Genomic DNA, 16,908 nt, shown 5'->3' with positions numbered 1-16,908 from the left:
GTGCGACGTGTCCGAGCTGCAAGGACTCGCTCATGCGACACCCCCCGCGTTCAATGCTTTTAGCCGTCGCCGGCGCGACCGCCCTTGTCGGGGCCATGGTCGTTCCGGTCGTCACGGCGTCCGGCGCCACTCCCGCGTGCACGGTGGAGTACTCGGTCACCAGCCAGTGGGACAGCGGCTTCCAAGGTGCAGTGCAGATCACCAACAACATGGCACCGGTGAGCAGTTGGAGCCTGAGCTTCGACTTCGCCGGCGGCCAGAAGGTCACCCAGGGCTGGAACGCCAAGTGGTCCCAGTCCGCCACGACGGTCACCGCGACCAACGAGAGCTGGAACGGCGCGCTCGGCACCGGCGCGAGCGTCGGCGCCGGGTTCCTCGCCAACTGGTCGGGGAGCAACGCCGTACCGTCCGCGTTCAAGCTCAACGGCACGACCTGCAACGTCGATGCGGAGCCGACACCACCCACGTCGCCGCCTCCGACCTCACCGCCGACCGGCGGCACCGCACCCGCACTGCATGTCTCCGGCAACAAGCTCGTGGACGCCGACGGCACCAACCGCCGTCTGCTCGGCGTCAACCGGTCCGGCGGCGAGTTCATGTGCGTGCAGGGCTACGGCATCTGGGACGGCCCGGTGGACGACGCGGCCGTCGCGGCGATCGCCGACTGGAAGGCGAACGTGGTCCGCATTCCCCTCAACGAGGAGTGCTGGCTCGGCCTTTCCAACATCAAGCCCGAGTACGCGGGCGCCAACTACATCGCCGCCGTCAAGGACCTGGTGGCGAAGGTCGAGGCGCACGGCATGACCTCGATCGTCGAACTGCACTGGACCTACGGCCAGTACACCGGCAACTCGGCGGGCTGCTCCGACGTGCACGCCACCTGCCAGAAGCCGATGCCGGACGCGCAGTACACCCCGTCGTTCTGGTCCTCGGTCGCCAGCACCTTCAAGGGCGACCAGGCCGTCGCGTTCGACCTGTTCAACGAGCCCTACCCGGACCGTGCGACCTCCACGACCACCCAGGCGTGGGAGTGCTGGCGGGACGGCGGCACCTGCCCCGGCATCGGGTACGAAGTCGCCGGTATGCAGGATCTCGTCGACTCCGTACGGTCCACCGGCGCCAAGAACGTGATCATGGCCGGCGGGCTCGCGTACTCGAACGACCTGAGCCAGTGGCTGGCCTACAAGCCCACTGATCCGACCGGCAATCTCGTCGCCGCGTACCACGTGTACAACTTCAACACCTGCGCGACCGAGAGCTGCTGGAACTCCACACTCGCCCCCGTCGCGGCCCAAGTGCCGCTGGTGGCAGGGGAGATCGGCGAGAACACCTGCTCGCACGCCTTCGTCGACCAGGTCATGAAGTGGTTCGACGACCGCGGGCTCTCGTATCTCGGCTGGACCTGGAACACCTGGGACTGTTCCGCGGGTCCGTCACTGATCTCCGACTACGCCGGTACGCCCACCGCGTACGGCATCGGGCTGCGTGACCATCTGCGCGCCCTCAACGGATAGGCGCCCCCGACCAACCCAACAGCACCCGCAACCAACTTCCTTCACAGACAAGGAAACCCGCACTCATGAGCCGTACCAGAACAGCGTTGCTCGCTGCCTTGGTGCTCGTCGCCGGGGCCTCGGGGACGGCGGTCGCCGCCGCTCCCTCGGTGGGCGCCGGTATCGCAGCGATCCCGTGCAGCGTCGACTACAAGGTGCAGAACCAATGGGACACCGGCTTCACCGCCGCCGTCACGATCACCAACAACGGCGCCGCCAAGTCGAGTTGGGCCGCGAAGTGGTCGTACGCCGGTAACCAGAAGATCACCAGCGGCTGGAACGCGAAGATCAGCCAGAGCGGGACCGCCGTCACGGCGGCCAACGAGACCTACAACGGGAGCCTGGGGACCGGGAGTTCGGTCAGCTTCGGCTTCAACGCCTCCTACAGCGGCACCAACGCGCTGCCGACCACCTTCACCCTCGACGGTGTGACCTGCAACGTCGACGACGGCAGCGGCGGGGGAGGAGGCGGTGGCGGCACCGATCCCGGCACACGGGTCGACAACCCGTACGCGGGCGCCAAGGTGTACGTGAACCCGGAGTGGTCCGCGAAGGCCGCGGCCGAGACCGGCGGCAGCCGGGTCTCCAACCAGCCCACCGGCGTCTGGCTCGACCGCATCGCCGCGATCAACGGCGTCAACGGCGGGATGGGCCTGCGCGCCCACCTCGACGCGGCGCTCGCCCAGAAGGGCACCGGCGAAGAGGTCGTCCAGCTCGTCGTCTACGACCTGCCCGGGCGCGACTGCGCGGCCCTGGCCTCGAACGGTGAGCTCGGCCCGACCGAAATCGGCCGCTACGAGACCGAGTTCATCGACCCGATCGCCGCGATCCTTGCCGACAGCAAGTACGCCTCGCTGCGGATCGTCACCACGATCGAGATCGACTCGCTGCCCAACCTCGTGACCAACACCGGCAGCAAGGCCACCGCGACCCCGCAGTGCGACACGATGCTCGCCAACGGCAACTACGTGAAGGGCGTCGGCTACGCGCTGAACAAGCTCGGCGCGATCCCCAACGTCTACAACTACATCGACGCCGGACACCACGGCTGGCTCGGCTGGGACGACAACTTCGCCCCCTCCGCGAACCTCTTCTACCAGGCCGCGAACGCCGAGGGCGCGACCGTGAACGACGTGGCCGGCTTCATCACCAACACGGCCAACTACAGCGCCCTGAAGGAGAACAACTTCACCATCAACGACAGCGTCAACGGTGTCTCCGTGCGCCAGTCCAAGTGGGTCGACTGGAACCGGTACGTGGACGAGCTGTCGTACGCCCAGGCGTTCCGCAGTGAGTTGGTGTCCGTGGGCTTCAACTCCGGTATCGGCATGCTGATCGACACGTCGCGCAATGGGTGGGGCGGTTCTGCTCGGCCCACCGGTCCTGGTGCAACCACCAGTGTGGACACGTACGTTGACGGCGGGCGCTACGACCGTCGGATCCAGGTCGGGAACTGGTGCAACCAGTCCGGTGCGGGTCTGGGTGAGCGGCCGCAGGCTGCTCCGGCCGCCGGGATCGACGCGTATGTGTGGATGAAGCCGCCGGGGGAGTCGGACGGGTCCAGCACCGCCATCGCCAATGACGAGGGCAAGGGGTTTGACCGGATGTGCGATCCGACGTACACGGGGAACGCGCGCAACGGGAACAACATGTCCGGTGCGCTGCCGAACGCTCCGCTGTCGGGGCACTGGTTCTCTGCTCAGTTCCAGCAGCTGATGGCCAACGCGTACCCCCCGCTGTAGGTGCCGTTGGTTCCGTCGAGGTTTTGGCTGCGGGCCGTGTGTGGCTGGTCGTGCAGTTCCCCGCGCCCCTAAAAAAAGGGGCGTGGGGTCAGCCCTTGTTTGACAGGCCGCGGCGGATCGCGAACTCCACCACCGAATAGTTGCCGTTGGATCGGTCCAACTCGTAGGGCGCCGCCGGCATGAGCGGTGGCTGGCCCATGAAGCGAGGGCGGGTGCCGTGGTGGGGTTGGGCCGCGTGGACCAGGAAGGGGTGGCAGAGGTAGACGTCGCCGGGGTGACCGGTGGCGTAGGTGAGGGGGCGCCTGGCGGATGCCTCGGCCACCTTCGGGCCGAGCGTGAGCGACGAGGCGCCCCTCTCGCCGTACGGTTCCAGAACGCGGGGCACGTCGAGGTGGGAGCCGATCCGGATGCGGGTCGGTGCGTTCTCCTCGGTGACCTCGGTGTAGAGCATCAGCATCAGCAGGGACCGGCCGCGCGAGGTCAGATTCGCGTACGGCCACTCGTTCTCAGCGCCCTCCGCGACGTAGCTGCCCTCGATGTGCCAGCCGGCGTCGTCCGGTTCCGTCGCGTGCGGGAAGCGCAGCGGGAAACTGCCCACCGAGTACCGGGACTGCCACCGGCCGACGCCCACCAAGAGGTCGAACGCCTCATGCAGGGCAGGGGAGTTGACCGACGCGGCGAACGGTCCCTGGGCCATGTCGCTCACCCACACCACCGGGTCCTTCCAGGTGCCGGGGTCCTCCGCGTCGTAGCCCGTCTCCTGCCAGAGCAGCCGGGCGCAGTGCTCGGCGACCCGCGGTGGGAAGGCGCCCTCGATCTTCACGAACCCGTCTTCGAGGAAGCGTTCCGCCATCACGTCGGCCGTGTCGTCCATACGGGCATGCTCGGCGACGGACGACCTGTTCCGCACCCCATTTTTTGCCGCTTCGGCAACGGAAGTGGCCGTCGAACGGTGCGTCGGCGCAGGCTGGCGGCACGCGGACGAGAGGCTGACCACCATGGCGCACGAGCACGACGAGAAGCACGCACACCACCACGAGCACACCGACCTCGACTGGGCCGTCATGGGTCCCCTGCTGGAGACCCAGGCGGAGCTGTTCGCGCCGTTGTACGAGCGGGCGATGGCGTGGCTCGCGAAGGAGCGGACCGATCCGGGGCTGATCGTCGACGTGGGCAGCGGACCCGGGGTGGTCGCGTGTCTGTTCGCGGAGACGTTCCCGGGTGCCCGGGTCGTCGGGGTGGACTTCTCCGAGCCGCTCTTGGAACGGGCCAACGCCCGTGCCGACCGGCTGGGCTTCGGCGATCGCTTCGGCACGCTGACCGGTGAACTGCCCGAGGTTCTGGGGCAGTTGGAGTACCCGGCCGACCTCCTGTGGGCCAGCCGCAGTCTGCATCACCTCGGTGACCAGCGTGCCGGTCTCGCCGCGTTCGCGGAGCGGCTCGCGCCCGGCGGCACCCTCGCGATCATGGAGGGCGGTCTGCCCTCCCGGTTCCTGCCGCGCGATTTCGGGATCGGCCGCCCGGGTCTTGAGGCGCGGATCGACGCGATCGAGGCCGAGTGGTTCGCGCAGATGCGTGCCGACCTCCCCGGCGCCGTCACCGAGACCGAGGACTGGCCCGCCCTCCTGGAGTCGGTCGGTCTGAAGCACACCGGCAGCCGCAGCTTCCTCCTCGACCTGCCCGCACCGGCGCCCGACCGCGTCCGCACCTACGCCGCGACCTGGCTGACCCGGGTGCGTGACACCTACGGCGAGGCGATGGACGCCGACGACCGGGCCGCCCTCGGCCGGCTCGTCGACCCGGAGGACCCGGCGAGCGTGCACCGGCGCGCCGATGTGTTCGTGCTCGCCGCGCACACCGTGCACAGGGCGGTGCGGGCCGACTGAACGGGCCCGTGATCTCGGCGGCTTGACTTCGAGCCTGCTCAAGGTGATGAACTGCCCCTCCGACTGCGCGGAGTTCACCGACCCACGGGGGGACCATCACCATGAACGACAACTCTCACGTCGCGCTCATAACCGGCGGCGGCAGCGGAATCGGCGCCGCCGTCGCCCGTCAACTCCTCAGCGCCGGGGGCCGGGTGGCCGTCACCGGCCGCAGCGAGCAGCGCCTGTACGACTTCGCCGCCCAACTGGGCAACCCCGAGGGCCTGTTGACGATCCCCGGCAGCGCCGCCGAGTACGACGAGGTGCAGGCCGCCGTCGAGACGACGCTCAAACAGTTCGGGCGGCTCGACGCCGTCGTCGCCAACGCCGGTATCGCCACGCACGACTCGGTCGCCGAGGGCGACCCCGCCGGGTGGACCGAGATGGTGCTGACCAACGTCCTCGGTCCCGCCCTGCTGATCCGGGCGTCCGTCGACGCGCTGAAGCAGACGCACGGCCGGATCGTGCTGATCGGCAGCGTCGCCGGGTTCGTGCACACCCCCGGCAACATCTACGGCGCGACCAAGTGGGCGATGACCGGTCTCGCCGAGAACACCCGGCGCGAGGTCACGGAGTTCGGTATCGGCGTGACGCTGGTCGCCCCGGGTCGGGTGGAGACCCCGTTCTGGGACGGCAACGGCAGCCTGCCGCCCGGCCATCTCCTCACCGCCGACCAGATCGCCGACACGATCCTCTGGTCGATCCGCCAGCCCGCCGGCGTCGACATCAACACCGTCGTCGTACGGCCGATCGGGCAGCCCAACTGACAAACGCATGGGGCCGGTTGCCGCTACGGACAGCGGCAACCGGCCCCATCCGTACGTCAGTTGTTCGCCAGGAACTGCTTCGCCAGCTGGTCGCCCAGCGAGACCGCCGCGCTGTGGCTCTCGATGGGGGAGACCGTCGAGTTCTTGAACAGGATGTACGTCACGCCGGAGTCGGCGCCGCCCGTCGCCGGGTCGGGGTCGATGCCGAGGGCGTTGGCCGTGGCGTACGAGGCCTCGCCGATGATGTTGGTGGGGCCGGTGTCGCCGACGACGGCGTACTCGACCTTGTTGTTGTAGACGACGGCGACCACGCCGCCGCCCTTGATGCCGTAGCTGGAGTACTTCCAGATGCTGCTGGAGCTGGGCACCACGATGTACGGGAGTGAATCCGCCTTCAGGGGCTGGCCGTTGGACTGGTGGAACGCCGTGTCGTCCTGGTACCAGGGGTCGGCGTTCTCGTTGCACTTCGAGGTGCGCTGGCCGTCGCAGTCGATGTCCATGTCGGCCTTCCAGAACACGGCGCCGTTCTTGCCGCAGACCGGGATGGTGGCCGAAGTCTCGTCGTCCGTACGGTACTTGCCGTTCGATATCTGCGAGCAGGACGTCACCTTGGAGAGCAGGTCGGCCGCGCTGACCGAGCCCTCCTGCGCCGACTTGGGGGTGGCGCCGGAGGCACTCGCGGGGAGCACTCCGGCGGCGAGCAGGGCGGCACCTGAGGCCGCGGCGAGGGTCAGTGTTCGCATGCGCACTGTGGGGGACCCTTCTGTTAGGAAAGTTTCCTTACCGGGTGCGCAACAAGGTGGCCCCGACGACATGCCCGCGTCAAGACCCTGGTACGAACCAAGTGGGCCGGCGGCACGGAAATAGGCAGGGAAAAACGATGCGCCCCGGAGCCGACAGGCTCCGGGGCGCTCGCGCTACCTGGGGTTCAGTCCAAGTATCTTGGATTCAGGCCGCGTTGAACGTCGACGGGTCGGGACCCAGTCGCCGGTCCTCGTTCAGCGCGCTGATCGCCGCGAGGTCCTCGGGGTCCAGGCTGAAGTCGAAGACCTCGATGTTCTCCTTGATCCGCGACGGCGTCACGGACTTGGGGATCACCACGTTGCCGAGCTGGATGTGCCAGCGCAGCACGACCTGAGCCGGGGTGCGACCGTGCTTCTGGGCGATGGCCACGATCGCCGGGACCTCCAGGAGGCCCCGACCCGAGCCGAGCGGCGACCAGGCCTCGGTCGCGATGCCCTGCTCCGCGTGGTACTCGCGCCCGGCGAGCTGCTGCAGCTGCGGGTGCAGCTCGATCTGGTCGACCGCCGGGATGACCGAGGTCTCCGCGATCAGCCGGGTCAGGTGGTCCGGCTCGAAGTTGGAGACGCCGATGGCCCGCACGCGGCCGTCCGCGTACAGCTTCTCGAACGCCTTGTAGCTGTCGATGTACTTGTCCCGGGCCGGCGTCGGCCAGTGGATCAGATACAGATCCAGGTACTCCAGGCCGAGCTTCTCCAACGAGACGTCGAAGGCGCGCAGCGTGGCGTCGTATCCCTGGTCGCTGTTCCAGAGCTTGGTGGTGACGAAGAGGTCCTCGCGCGGGACGCCGGACGCGGCGATGGCCTTACCGGTGCCCTCTTCGTTGCCGTAGATCGCAGCGGTGTCGATGCTGCGGTACCCGGCCTCGAGTGCGGTGGCCACCGCCCGCTCCGCCTCGTCGTCCGGCACCTGCCAGACGCCGAAGCCCAGCTGGGGCATCTCGACACCGTTGTTGAGGATGATCGGGGGGACCTTGCTGCTCACGAGCTCTCGATCCTTCAGTCGTCGGGTGGTATTCATATCGTCAACGATCACGGGCCGTGTCGCATTCCTGACTGCGAAATCCGTCCGGACTCATCGGCGGGTCGGCGCCGTCCGCTGAAGATTGGCGAGAAATGCATCCGACCTTTTTCGGTCCGGACCATTGACCGCGGACCGTCGTGCCGCAACCCTGAAACACGCCGCCGGACGCGTCCGTGAACGCGATACGTACATGTGAACGCTGGCGCCTGTTGTGACTCCGAGAACCCCCATTCCTCAGGAGAGCAGGTATGCGCACCCGACCAGAGCGCTGCCCAGGATTCCGTAGACGGTGCATCGTATGCCAGAAACATCGGATGAAAAGGTGTGGTGAAGGCCTCGTCGCCCATGGGCGCGCACGGCGTGCGGACCTGCGGCGGCGAGCGGGTGCCTCTTCGCCCGTACCGACTGATCGGTCGGTCAATAGTCTCCGGTCAACGGACCACGAAAAGGAGGAACATGAGACGCCGACGACTGCGAACGGCCCTGACCGCGGCAGCCCTCGCCACCGCTACCTTGACCGGGGCGGCTCCGCCGCTCGAAACGGCGGTGGCGGCGAGCCGCCCGGCCGCAGCGCCCGACTGGTCCGTGGCCGTGGTCGACTCCACCACGGCCCGCTACACACCGAGCACCATCGGCGGCTGGTCGTACCCGGTCGGCCTCTACCTCTACGGCCAGTACCTCACGTACAAACGCACCCACGACGCCCGCTACCTGACCTACATCAAGAACTACGTCGACCGTTTCGTGAAGAGCGACGGCTCGATCGGCCAGTCCTTCGACAGCCTCGACAGCATGCAGGCCGGCCGTCTCCTGGTGATCCTGCACCACGAGACCGGCCAGGACCGTTACCGCAAGGCCGCCAAGAAGATCCGCGACCGCCTCGACACCTACCCGCGCACAAGCGACGGCGGCTTCTGGCACGCCGACAGCAGCAGTCGCGCCCATCAACTCTGGGCGGACGGCGTCTACATGGTGAACCCGTTCCTCGTCGAGTACGGCAAGGAGTTCGGCGGCAGTGCCTACACGAACGACGAGGCGGCCAAGCAGTTGTACGTCTACGGCAGTCATCTCCAGGTCGCGAACGGCCTGTTGAGGCACGCCTACGACGAGTCGCGCTCCGCGAGCTGGGCCGATCCGGTGACCGGACTCGCGCCGGAACACTGGTGCCGCGCGGTCGGCTGGTACGCGATGGCCATCACGAACGTCCTCGACGCACTCCCCGCCGACCATCCGCGACGGCTCCAACTCCTCGGCATCCTGCGCCGGTTGGCGGCCGGACTGGAGAAGTACCAGGACCCGGCGACCGGCCGTTGGTTCCAGGTCGTGGACAAGGGTGCCCGCGGCGACAACTGGACCGAGACGTCCTGCTCCAGCATGTTCACCTACGCCCTCTCACGTGGCGCCCAACAGGGCTACCTGGACCGGCACTACGCCGACGTCGCCCGGCGCGGCTACGAGGGCGTCCTCGCGGAACTCTCGGTCGGCACCGACGGCCGCACCGATCTGACCGACATCTCCGTCGGCACGAACGTCGGCGACTACGCGTACTACGTCGCCCGCACCCGGGCCACCAACGACTTCCACGGACTGGGCGCCTTCCTGATCATGAACGAACAACTGCGAGGTGATTAGTGTCATGAGCACGTCCAGAAGGGCCCTTCTCGGGGCCGCCGTGAGCGGAGCGGCCGGTGCCGCGGTGGGCCTCTCGGCCGCAGCCCCCGCGCACGCCGCCTCCTGGCAGCAGAAGTGGGCGCCGACCGCGACCGGCGACGGCCTCGGCGCCTTCGAGACCATCGAGGACGACCGCGCCGACTCGCACCCGGCCGGACACCCGCACATCTACGTCACCGGGGACAACTGGCGCTTCAACATGCATACCGTCGACCGCGACACGTCGACCGACCGGCAGCGCCAGGAGGTCACCGGTCTGCGCACCGGCAGCGGCTACCTCAAGTGGACCCAGGGGCAGACCTGGCGGATCACGTACTCGATGTACATCCCCGGCTCCCTGAAGGCGACCACCACCTTCACGCACATCATGCAGATGAAGCAGCCCGGCAACGGCACCTCGCCGATCGTCGTGCAGTCCCTGCGCCGGGTGAACGGCGTGCAGACCATCGAGCTGAACCTGCCGATCGCCGGTGTCCTGGTCGGCCGTACCGACCTCGAACCGCTCCACGACACATGGACCGACGTCGACTTCCAGATCAAGGTCGGTGACGGCACGGCCGGTTCGGTCCGCTGGACCCTCAAGTCCGGCTCCACGACCGTGATCGACAAGACGAAGACCGGCGTCGACACCTTCCTCGCCGACCGCGTGCGCCCCAAGTGGGGCATCTACCGCTCCCTCGGCGACACCTCCGGGTCCCTGCAGGACACCTATCTCCTGCTCACCGATCTCCGCGGCTACCAGCTCGTGTGAGGAGCACGCTCCATGAAACCCCCCATGAAATCACCCCTGTACAAACGGAGTTGGGCGGCGAGCCTGTTCTTCGCGTTCGCCGTCGTCCTCGGCCTCGCCCACCCCTCGGCCCTCGCGGCCACGCCTCCCGCACCGCGCGCCACCGTCTACGACGTCGGCGACTACGGCGCCAAGGGTGACGGCTCCGCCAACGACACCCCGGCCGTCAACAAGGCCATCACGGCGGCCAATTCGGCCGGCGGCGGCACGGTCCGCTTCCCCGCCGGCACGTACAAGTCCAAGAACACCATCCACATGAAGAGCAACGTGACGCTCCAGGTCGACACCGGCGCCACGATCCAGGGCTCGTCCGCGGGCACCTACGACGCCCCCGAGACCAACCCGTACGACCAGTACCAGGACTACGGGCACAGCCACTTCCACAACGCGATGATCTACGGCGACCGGCTCACGAACATCGGCTTCGTCGGCGGCGGGGTCATCGACGGGCTCGGCAACCTGATCACCGGCAACCCCAAGTCCGGCCAGGCCGACAAGATCCTGTCGCTGACGCGCTGCGACGGACTTCGGATCGGCGACGGACTCACCCTGCGCCGGGGCGGCCACTTCGCCGCGCTCGTCAACGGCTGCACGAACGTCACCTCGGACCACCTGACCATCGACACCGCGAGCGACCGCGACGGCTGGAACATCATCTCCACGACGAACGTCACCGTCACCGACGCCAGCATCAAGGCGAACGACGACGCCCTCGTCTTCAAGAGCGACTACGCGCTCGGCGCCAAACTCCCCAACGGCCATGTGCGCGTGAGCGATTCCTACCTGTCGGCCAAGTGCTGCAACGCTCTCATGTTCGGCTCCGAGACCTGCGGCGACTTCACGGACTACCAGTTCCAGAAGATCCGGATCGAGGGCGCCGACAAGTCCGGCCTCGGCATGGTCTCCATGGACGGCGCGAAGATCTCCGACGTCCACTACCGCGACATCACCATGACCGGCGTCCACTCACCGATCATGGAGAAGATCGGCACCCGAAAGCGCTGCGGCAACAGTCCGGGCGTCGGTTCGATCAGCGACGTCACCTACGACAACATCACGGCCACCGGCAACAGCCCCTCGTTCAGTCCGACTCTGTGGGGCGAGACCGGTCACCGGATCAGCGGGATCACGTTCACGAACGTCAACATCACCGTCCCCGGCGGCAACGGCACCATGTCCACCGGCGTGCCGGCCAACGACCCGAAGGACTACAACCCGAAGGCCATCGGCAATCGGCCGGCCTACGGCTGGTATCTGCACAACGCCGACAACGTCCAATTCACCGACAGCTCCGTGAAGTTCGCGGCGGACGACGGACGGCCGGCGGTCGTCGCCAACGCGGCGAGCGGCATCCGGTTCACGGGCTTCACCGCCCAGCGCGGCTCCAACTCGCCGTACGACCTGGGCTTCCAGGACGTGAACGGCTACTGCGTGAGCGGCGCCGGTTCGCCGCGCGTGTCCAGCACCGGCTCCACCGAGAACTGCACGACCGCGAACGCCCGCCCCCGCGACCTGGAGAACCCCCGCCAGGACTTCCTCCGCAACTCCGTCGGCGGCCTCTTCCTGCACTGGGGTCTGCGCACCGCGCCCGCCCACACCAGTTGCACCGGCTGGGAGAGCGATGTCACCAACGGCGGCTGGACTCCGGACTACTGGGTGAACGAGGCCCGGAAACTGCATACGCAATACCTCGTACTGGCGACCTTCCACAGCCGCCTCGGCTACGCCCGCCCGTGGCCCTCGAAGATCCCCGGATCCTGCTCCACGAAGCGGGACTTCCTCGGCGAACTGATCACGGCGGCGAAGGCCAAGGGCATGAAGGTCGTCCTCTACATGACCGACGACCCGCAGTGGCACGACGAGGGCGGCCACGAGTGGCTCGACTCGGCCGCCTACTCCGCCTACAAGGGCAAGAACGTCGACCTGACCACCCGCGACGGCTTCGGGCAGTTCAGCTACGACAACTTCTTCGAGGTCATGGACCGCTATCCCGACCTCGGCGGCTTCTGGATCGACAACGACAACGCGTACTGGGAGAGCCACGACCTGTACCAGCAGATCTACCAGAAGCGCCCGAACTACACGCTCAGCAACAACAACGAGGACACGCCGATCATGGACATGATCAGCAACGAGCAGAAGACGGGAATGTCGCCCGCATACGATTACCCGCAGGCTGTGTACACCGCACAACCCCGCCTGACGGAAGCCGACTTCAAGCTCCCGTCGACCGGCGCCTGGTGGTACGACGGCTCCGACCCGTCCGTCGACCGCGCGCTCACCCTCGGCCGCCTCGTCACCAACGCCGGCTCCTCGGTCAAGGCGCTCATGGCGGAGACCGCCCAGGTCAACGGCAGATTCCCGGCGAACCAGGCCGCCTTCAACACCTTCGCCGACTCCTACCTCGACCCCATCTGGGAATCCCTGCACGGCACCGAGGGCGGCGGCTACCTGTACGGCGGCCTCAAACCCGGCTTCTGGAACGACGGCGCCCACGGCGTCACCACCATCAGCCGGACCGACCCGGACCTCCAGTACATCCACGTCCTGACCCCGCCCAGCACCAGCACCCTGCGCATCCGCGACAACGGCTACCGCATCGCCTCCGTCACCAACCTCCGTACCGGCGCGGCGATTTCGTGGTCCCAGTCCGGCGGCGTGCTCACGCTCAGCGGGCTCGGCGGCTGGGACCCGTACGACACCGTCTTCAAGGTCACGACCGCCGGCCGCCAGGGCATCCTGTCCGGCGTCACCGTGAGCGCGAGCGCCTCGGCGAGCGGGCACGCGGGTTCGGCCGCAGGGGACGGGAGTTACCTCACCTACTGGGACAACGGCAAGACCCTGCCGGTCAACCTCACCTTCGACCTGGGCAGTTCGAAGAGGGCGCAGTACATCGGCCTCAACCAGCGCGAGGACTCCGTGGCCTACGCCCGCTCCGACACCGAACAGTCGGCGCGCATCAAGGACTACAAGGTGTTCCTGAGCAACGACGGCACGAACTGGGGGAGTGCCGTCAAGACCGGCCAGCTGCCAAGTCGCCGCGGAATCCAGGGAATTGACCTCACCGCGGCCAACGCCCGCTACGTCCGCCTCGAAGTCGACTCCACCTGGGCCGCCGCCACCGACACCACCCGCTACAAGCGGCTGCGGATCGACGAGGCCTGGATCGGCACGTCCTACGCGACCCCCGGGGGATCGTCATGACACATATCGGACCCAGGCCGTTCGTGGCAGCGCTCGCCGGTCTGCTGGCCGCCTCCGCGCTTCCCCTCCTGAGCGGCCCGACCTCGGCCGCGGCCTCCGACAACGGCCAGTCCACCCGCCCCGCCATGGGCTGGAGCAGCTGGAGCTACGTCCGCCGCACACCCACCGAGGCGAAGATCAAGGCCCAGGCCGACGCGTTGGTGTCGAGCGGCCTCAAGAACCACGGCTTCGTGTACGTCAACCTCGACGACTTCTGGCAGAAGTGCGACGCCAACGGCTTCACCGTCGACTCCTACGGCCGCTGGGCCGTCGACCCGGCCAAGTTCCCGTCCGGGATCAAGGCGTTGGCCGACTACATCCACTCCAAGGGACTGAAGTTCGGCTTCTACGTCACCCCGGGCATCGCCAAGAACGCGGTCACCGCGAACACCCCGATCGAGGGCACCTCCTACCACGCGAAGGACATCGCGGACACGAGCAGGACCGAGAAGAACTACAACTGCAAGAACATGTACTACATCGACTACGGGAAGCCGGGCGCGCAGGAGTTCGTCAACTCGTGGGCGAAACAGTTCGCTTCCTGGGGAGTCGACTACCTGAAGATCGACGGCGTGGGCAGCGCCGACATCCCCGACGTCCAGGCCTGGGACAAGGCGCTGCGCGCGAGCGGACGGCCCGTCAACTTCGCGCTCTCCAACAACCTTCCGATCGCCGACGCCGCCACCTGGCGTTCGCTGGCGAACAGTTGGCGCACCCAGGGCGACGTCGAGTGCTACTGCGGACCCGGCGCCAACGGCAGTGGCTATCCACTCACCGACTGGTCGCACGTCTCCGCGCGCTTCAACACCGCCGCCTCCTGGCAGCCGTACGCCGGGCCGGGCGGCTGGAACGACCTGGACTCCCTGGAGGTCGGCAACGGCGACCAGGTGGGCCTGACGGCCGACCAGCGGCGCTCGCACTTCACCCTCTGGGCGATGGCGGGCTCGCCCCTGCTGCTCGGCACCGATGTCACCCACCTCGACCCCGTCGACAAGGCGATGCTCACCAACGACCGCCTCATCGGCGTCGATCAGGACGGCGTCGCCGCGAAACGCGTGGTGAACAGCGGCGTGCAGCAGGTCTGGAGCAAGCGCGAGAGCGATGGCTCCTATGCGGTCGCTCTGTTCAACACCGGTACGTCCGGCAGCGCGACGGTCTCCGTGAACTGGTCGCAGATCGGCTTCACCGGCTCCGGCGACGTCACCGACCTCTGGTCCGGCTCCCACAAGGGCGCCATCGCGGACTCGTACAGCGCGACCCTACGGCCGGGCGAGACCCGCCTGATCCGTGTGAACCCGGCCGACAGCGCTCTGAGGGGGCACTCATGACACGCGGCAGAACACCGGCGCGGGGCGCACGGGGCCTCTCCCCGGCTCTCTCCCTCGCCCTCACCCTGGCGCTCGCGGTGCCGCTCGCCGGTCTCACGGGCCCCGCCGCGCACGCGGCGACCACCGACTACCAGGCCGAGGACGCCACCGTCGTCCAGGGCACCGTGGCCACCAACCACACCGGCTACACGGGCACCGGCTTCGTCGACTACACCAACGTGACTGGTTCGTATGTGGAGTTCACGGTGAGTGCGGCCGCCGCCGGCACCGCGTCGGTCGCCCTTCGCTACGCCAACGGCACCGCCGTGGACCGCCCGTTGGACATCTCCGTCAACGGCACGGTCGTAGCGCCCGCCGTCTCCTTCCCGGCCACCGCCGACTGGAACACCTGGGCGACGAAGACCGTGAACGTCCCGCTGACCGCCGGCACGGACAAGATCCGGGCCACCGCGACCACCGCGAACGGCGGCCCCAACCTCGACCGCATCGGCGTCGGCACCGCGACCGACGCACAGGCCCCGACCCGTCCGGGCCAGCCGAGTTGCTCGGACATCGGTGAGGACGCCCTCACGCTGACCTGGGGCGCCTCGACCGACAACGTGGGTGTCACGGCGTACGACCTCTACGAGCACGGCAACAAGATCGGTGAGGCGCCCGGGAGTTCGACGAGCAAGGTCCTCACCGGGCTCGCGCCGAACACCACCTACGACCTCACCGTCATCGCCCGGGACGCGGCCGGCAACACCTCACCGGCCAGCCCGGTCGTCGACTGCACGACGAAACCCAGTTCGGACACCACCCCACCGACCAAGCCCGGTACTTTGTCGACCGCCGACATCACATCGAATACGGTCGACCTCACCTGGGGCACGTCGACGGACGACCGCGCGGTGATCGCATACGACATCCGCAGTGCGGATACCGTCTACAAGACGGTCACCACCGGCACCTCCACCACCCTCACCGGACTCGCCTGCGACAGCCCGTACACGCTGAACGTCGTGGCACGCGACGCGGCCGGCAACCTCTCGGAGCAGAGCAACACCGTCGCCTTCACCACGAAGGCCTGCGCGACCGACGGCGGTGTCCCCTCGTCGATCGCCACGCTCTCCACCGGCTGGACCATCCCGTGGGGCACCTACTGGATGCCCGACGGCCAGAGCGCCCTCGTCACCGAGCGGGACGACTTCCGGGTCTGGAAGACGGCCAAGGACGGCACCCGGACCCAGGTCGGGACCGTGCCCAACGCGGTCACCACCAACGGCGAGGGCGGCCTGCTCGGCGTCGCCGTCGACCCGAAGTGGGCCACCAACCACTACGTGTACTTCATGCACACCGCGTCCGAGGGCAACCGCGTCGTCCGCATGACGTACGACGGCACCACCCTCACCGGCTACACGGTCCTCCTCCAGGGCATCAAGAAGAACCGCTACCACAACGGCGGACGCCTCGCCTTCGGACCCGACGGCTACCTCTACGTCTCGACCGGCGAGGCCCAGACACCCGACCTCGCCCAGGACAAGACCTCCCTCAACGGCAAGATCCTGCGCATGACGACGGACGGCAGACCGGCCCCCGGCAACCCGTTCGGCAACTACGTCTACTCGTACGGCCATCGCAACCCGCAGGGTCTCGCCTTCGACCGCAACGGCCGCCTGTGGGAAGCGGAGTTCGGCAACAGCTCCAAGGACGAACTCAACCTCATCAAGCCGGGCGCGAACTACGGCTGGCCCACCTGCGAGGGGAGTTGCAGCGTCGCCGGGATGACCAACCCCAAGGCCACCTGGAACGTCGACGAGGCCTCGCCCAGCGGGATCGCCATCGTCCGCAACGTCGTCTACATGGCGTCCCTGCGCGGCGAACGCCTGTGGCGCGTACCGATCAACGGAGACACCGAGAGCGTCGGCACCCCGACGGCGTACTACGTCGGAACGTACGGACGCCTGCGCACGGTCACCAAGGTCCCCGGCGCCGACCAGCTGTGGCTGTCGACCACCAACTGCGACAACAACGGCAGCCAGCCGGACGGCTCCGACAAGATCTTCCGGGTGAACATCGGTTAGGG

The 16,908-nt window shown here is 68.0% G+C and carries 12 protein-coding genes; 9 read left to right on the top strand and 3 right to left on the bottom strand.

Annotation, left to right across the window (positions count from 1 at the left end; translation table 11 throughout):
• Nucleotides 1–32: 32 nt before the first annotated feature.
• Entirely contained in the window at nucleotides 33–1,514 is a 1,482-nt protein-coding gene (locus OG504_RS11620) for a cellulase family glycosylhydrolase (RefSeq protein ID WP_405989742.1), read from the top strand.
• A 65-nt stretch (nucleotides 1,515–1,579) separates the two neighbouring features.
• Entirely contained in the window at nucleotides 1,580–3,295 is a 1,716-nt protein-coding gene (locus OG504_RS11615; RefSeq protein ID WP_405989741.1) for a glycoside hydrolase family 6 protein, read from the top strand.
• 88 nt (nucleotides 3,296–3,383) lie between these two features.
• Here OG504_RS11615 and OG504_RS11610 read toward each other — a convergent pair whose 3' ends face one another.
• The gene (locus tag OG504_RS11610) at nucleotides 3,384–4,169 is read right to left on the bottom strand and encodes a phytanoyl-CoA dioxygenase family protein (RefSeq protein WP_405989740.1); all 786 of its coding nucleotides are present in this window, start codon (nucleotides 4,167–4,169) and stop codon (nucleotides 3,384–3,386) included.
• Between the two features lie 124 nt (nucleotides 4,170–4,293).
• Between OG504_RS11610 and OG504_RS11605 the strand changes: the two genes are divergently transcribed.
• Nucleotides 4,294–5,181, top strand: coding sequence for a class I SAM-dependent methyltransferase (locus tag OG504_RS11605; RefSeq protein WP_405989739.1), 888 nt, complete (start codon nucleotides 4,294–4,296; stop codon nucleotides 5,179–5,181).
• Nucleotides 5,182–5,282: 101 nt separating this feature from the next.
• Nucleotides 5,283–5,987, top strand: coding sequence for an SDR family oxidoreductase (locus OG504_RS11600; protein WP_405989738.1), 705 nt, complete (start codon nucleotides 5,283–5,285; stop codon nucleotides 5,985–5,987).
• A gap of 56 nt (nucleotides 5,988–6,043) precedes the next feature.
• Here OG504_RS11600 and OG504_RS11595 read toward each other — a convergent pair whose 3' ends face one another.
• Nucleotides 6,044–6,736, bottom strand: a complete 693-nt coding sequence (locus OG504_RS11595; protein WP_405989737.1) for a glycoside hydrolase family 75 protein — start codon at nucleotides 6,734–6,736, stop codon at nucleotides 6,044–6,046.
• Nucleotides 6,737–6,935: 199 nt separating this feature from the next.
• Nucleotides 6,936–7,772: an aldo/keto reductase gene (locus tag OG504_RS11590; protein ID WP_405989736.1), complete on the bottom strand. Its 837-nt coding sequence runs from the start codon at nucleotides 7,770–7,772 to the stop codon at nucleotides 6,936–6,938.
• A gap of 495 nt (nucleotides 7,773–8,267) precedes the next feature.
• Between OG504_RS11590 and OG504_RS11585 the strand changes: the two genes are divergently transcribed.
• The 5 genes from OG504_RS11585 to OG504_RS11565 are packed head-to-tail and all read left to right on the top strand — an operon-like array spanning nucleotide 8,268 to nucleotide 16,906.
• Nucleotides 8,268–9,443: a glycoside hydrolase family 105 protein gene (locus tag OG504_RS11585; protein ID WP_405989735.1), complete on the top strand. Its 1,176-nt coding sequence runs from the start codon at nucleotides 8,268–8,270 to the stop codon at nucleotides 9,441–9,443.
• Between the two features lie 4 nt (nucleotides 9,444–9,447).
• Nucleotides 9,448–10,233, top strand: a complete 786-nt coding sequence (locus OG504_RS11580) for a Tat pathway signal sequence domain protein (protein WP_405989734.1) — start codon at nucleotides 9,448–9,450, stop codon at nucleotides 10,231–10,233.
• Nucleotides 10,234–10,257: 24 nt separating this feature from the next.
• The gene (locus tag OG504_RS11575) at nucleotides 10,258–13,476 is read left to right on the top strand and encodes a glycosyl hydrolase family 28 protein (protein WP_405989733.1); all 3,219 of its coding nucleotides are present in this window, start codon (nucleotides 10,258–10,260) and stop codon (nucleotides 13,474–13,476) included.
• Nucleotides 13,473–14,843 carry a glycoside hydrolase family 27 protein gene (locus OG504_RS11570; RefSeq protein ID WP_405989732.1) on the top strand — a complete coding sequence of 457 codons (1,371 nt, stop codon included), beginning with the start codon at nucleotides 13,473–13,475 and terminating at the stop codon, nucleotides 14,841–14,843. Before OG504_RS11575 ends, OG504_RS11570 begins: the two co-directional genes overlap by 4 nt.
• On the top strand, nucleotides 14,840–16,906 hold the full coding sequence (locus tag OG504_RS11565) for a PQQ-dependent sugar dehydrogenase (protein WP_405989731.1): 2,067 nt from the start codon (nucleotides 14,840–14,842) through the stop codon (nucleotides 16,904–16,906). Before OG504_RS11570 ends, OG504_RS11565 begins: the two co-directional genes overlap by 4 nt.
• Nucleotides 16,907–16,908 lie beyond the last annotated feature (2 nt).

Origin of the sequence: Streptomyces sp. NBC_00986 (assembly GCF_045162565.1) — a bacterium.
In the GTDB taxonomy this organism is placed as follows: Bacteria; Actinomycetota; Actinomycetes; order Streptomycetales; family Streptomycetaceae; genus Streptomyces.
This window is presented reverse-complemented; position numbering and strand designations above follow the sequence as displayed.

Coding starts and splice junctions, on each gene's coding strand:
- OG504_RS11620 (WP_405989742.1), top strand. CDS start 33: ATGCGACACCCCCCGCGTTCAATGCTTTTAGCCGTCGCCGGCGCGACC.
- OG504_RS11615 (WP_405989741.1), top strand. CDS start 1,580: ATGAGCCGTACCAGAACAGCGTTGCTCGCTGCCTTGGTGCTCGTCGCC.
- OG504_RS11610 (WP_405989740.1), bottom strand. CDS start 4,169: ATGGACGACACGGCCGACGTGATGGCGGAACGCTTCCTCGAAGACGGG.
- OG504_RS11605 (WP_405989739.1), top strand. CDS start 4,294: ATGGCGCACGAGCACGACGAGAAGCACGCACACCACCACGAGCACACC.
- OG504_RS11600 (WP_405989738.1), top strand. CDS start 5,283: ATGAACGACAACTCTCACGTCGCGCTCATAACCGGCGGCGGCAGCGGA.
- OG504_RS11585 (WP_405989735.1), top strand. CDS start 8,268: ATGAGACGCCGACGACTGCGAACGGCCCTGACCGCGGCAGCCCTCGCC.
- OG504_RS11580 (WP_405989734.1), top strand. CDS start 9,448: ATGAGCACGTCCAGAAGGGCCCTTCTCGGGGCCGCCGTGAGCGGAGCG.
- OG504_RS11575 (WP_405989733.1), top strand. CDS start 10,258: ATGAAATCACCCCTGTACAAACGGAGTTGGGCGGCGAGCCTGTTCTTC.
- OG504_RS11570 (WP_405989732.1), top strand. CDS start 13,473: ATGACACATATCGGACCCAGGCCGTTCGTGGCAGCGCTCGCCGGTCTG.
- OG504_RS11565 (WP_405989731.1), top strand. CDS start 14,840: ATGACACGCGGCAGAACACCGGCGCGGGGCGCACGGGGCCTCTCCCCG.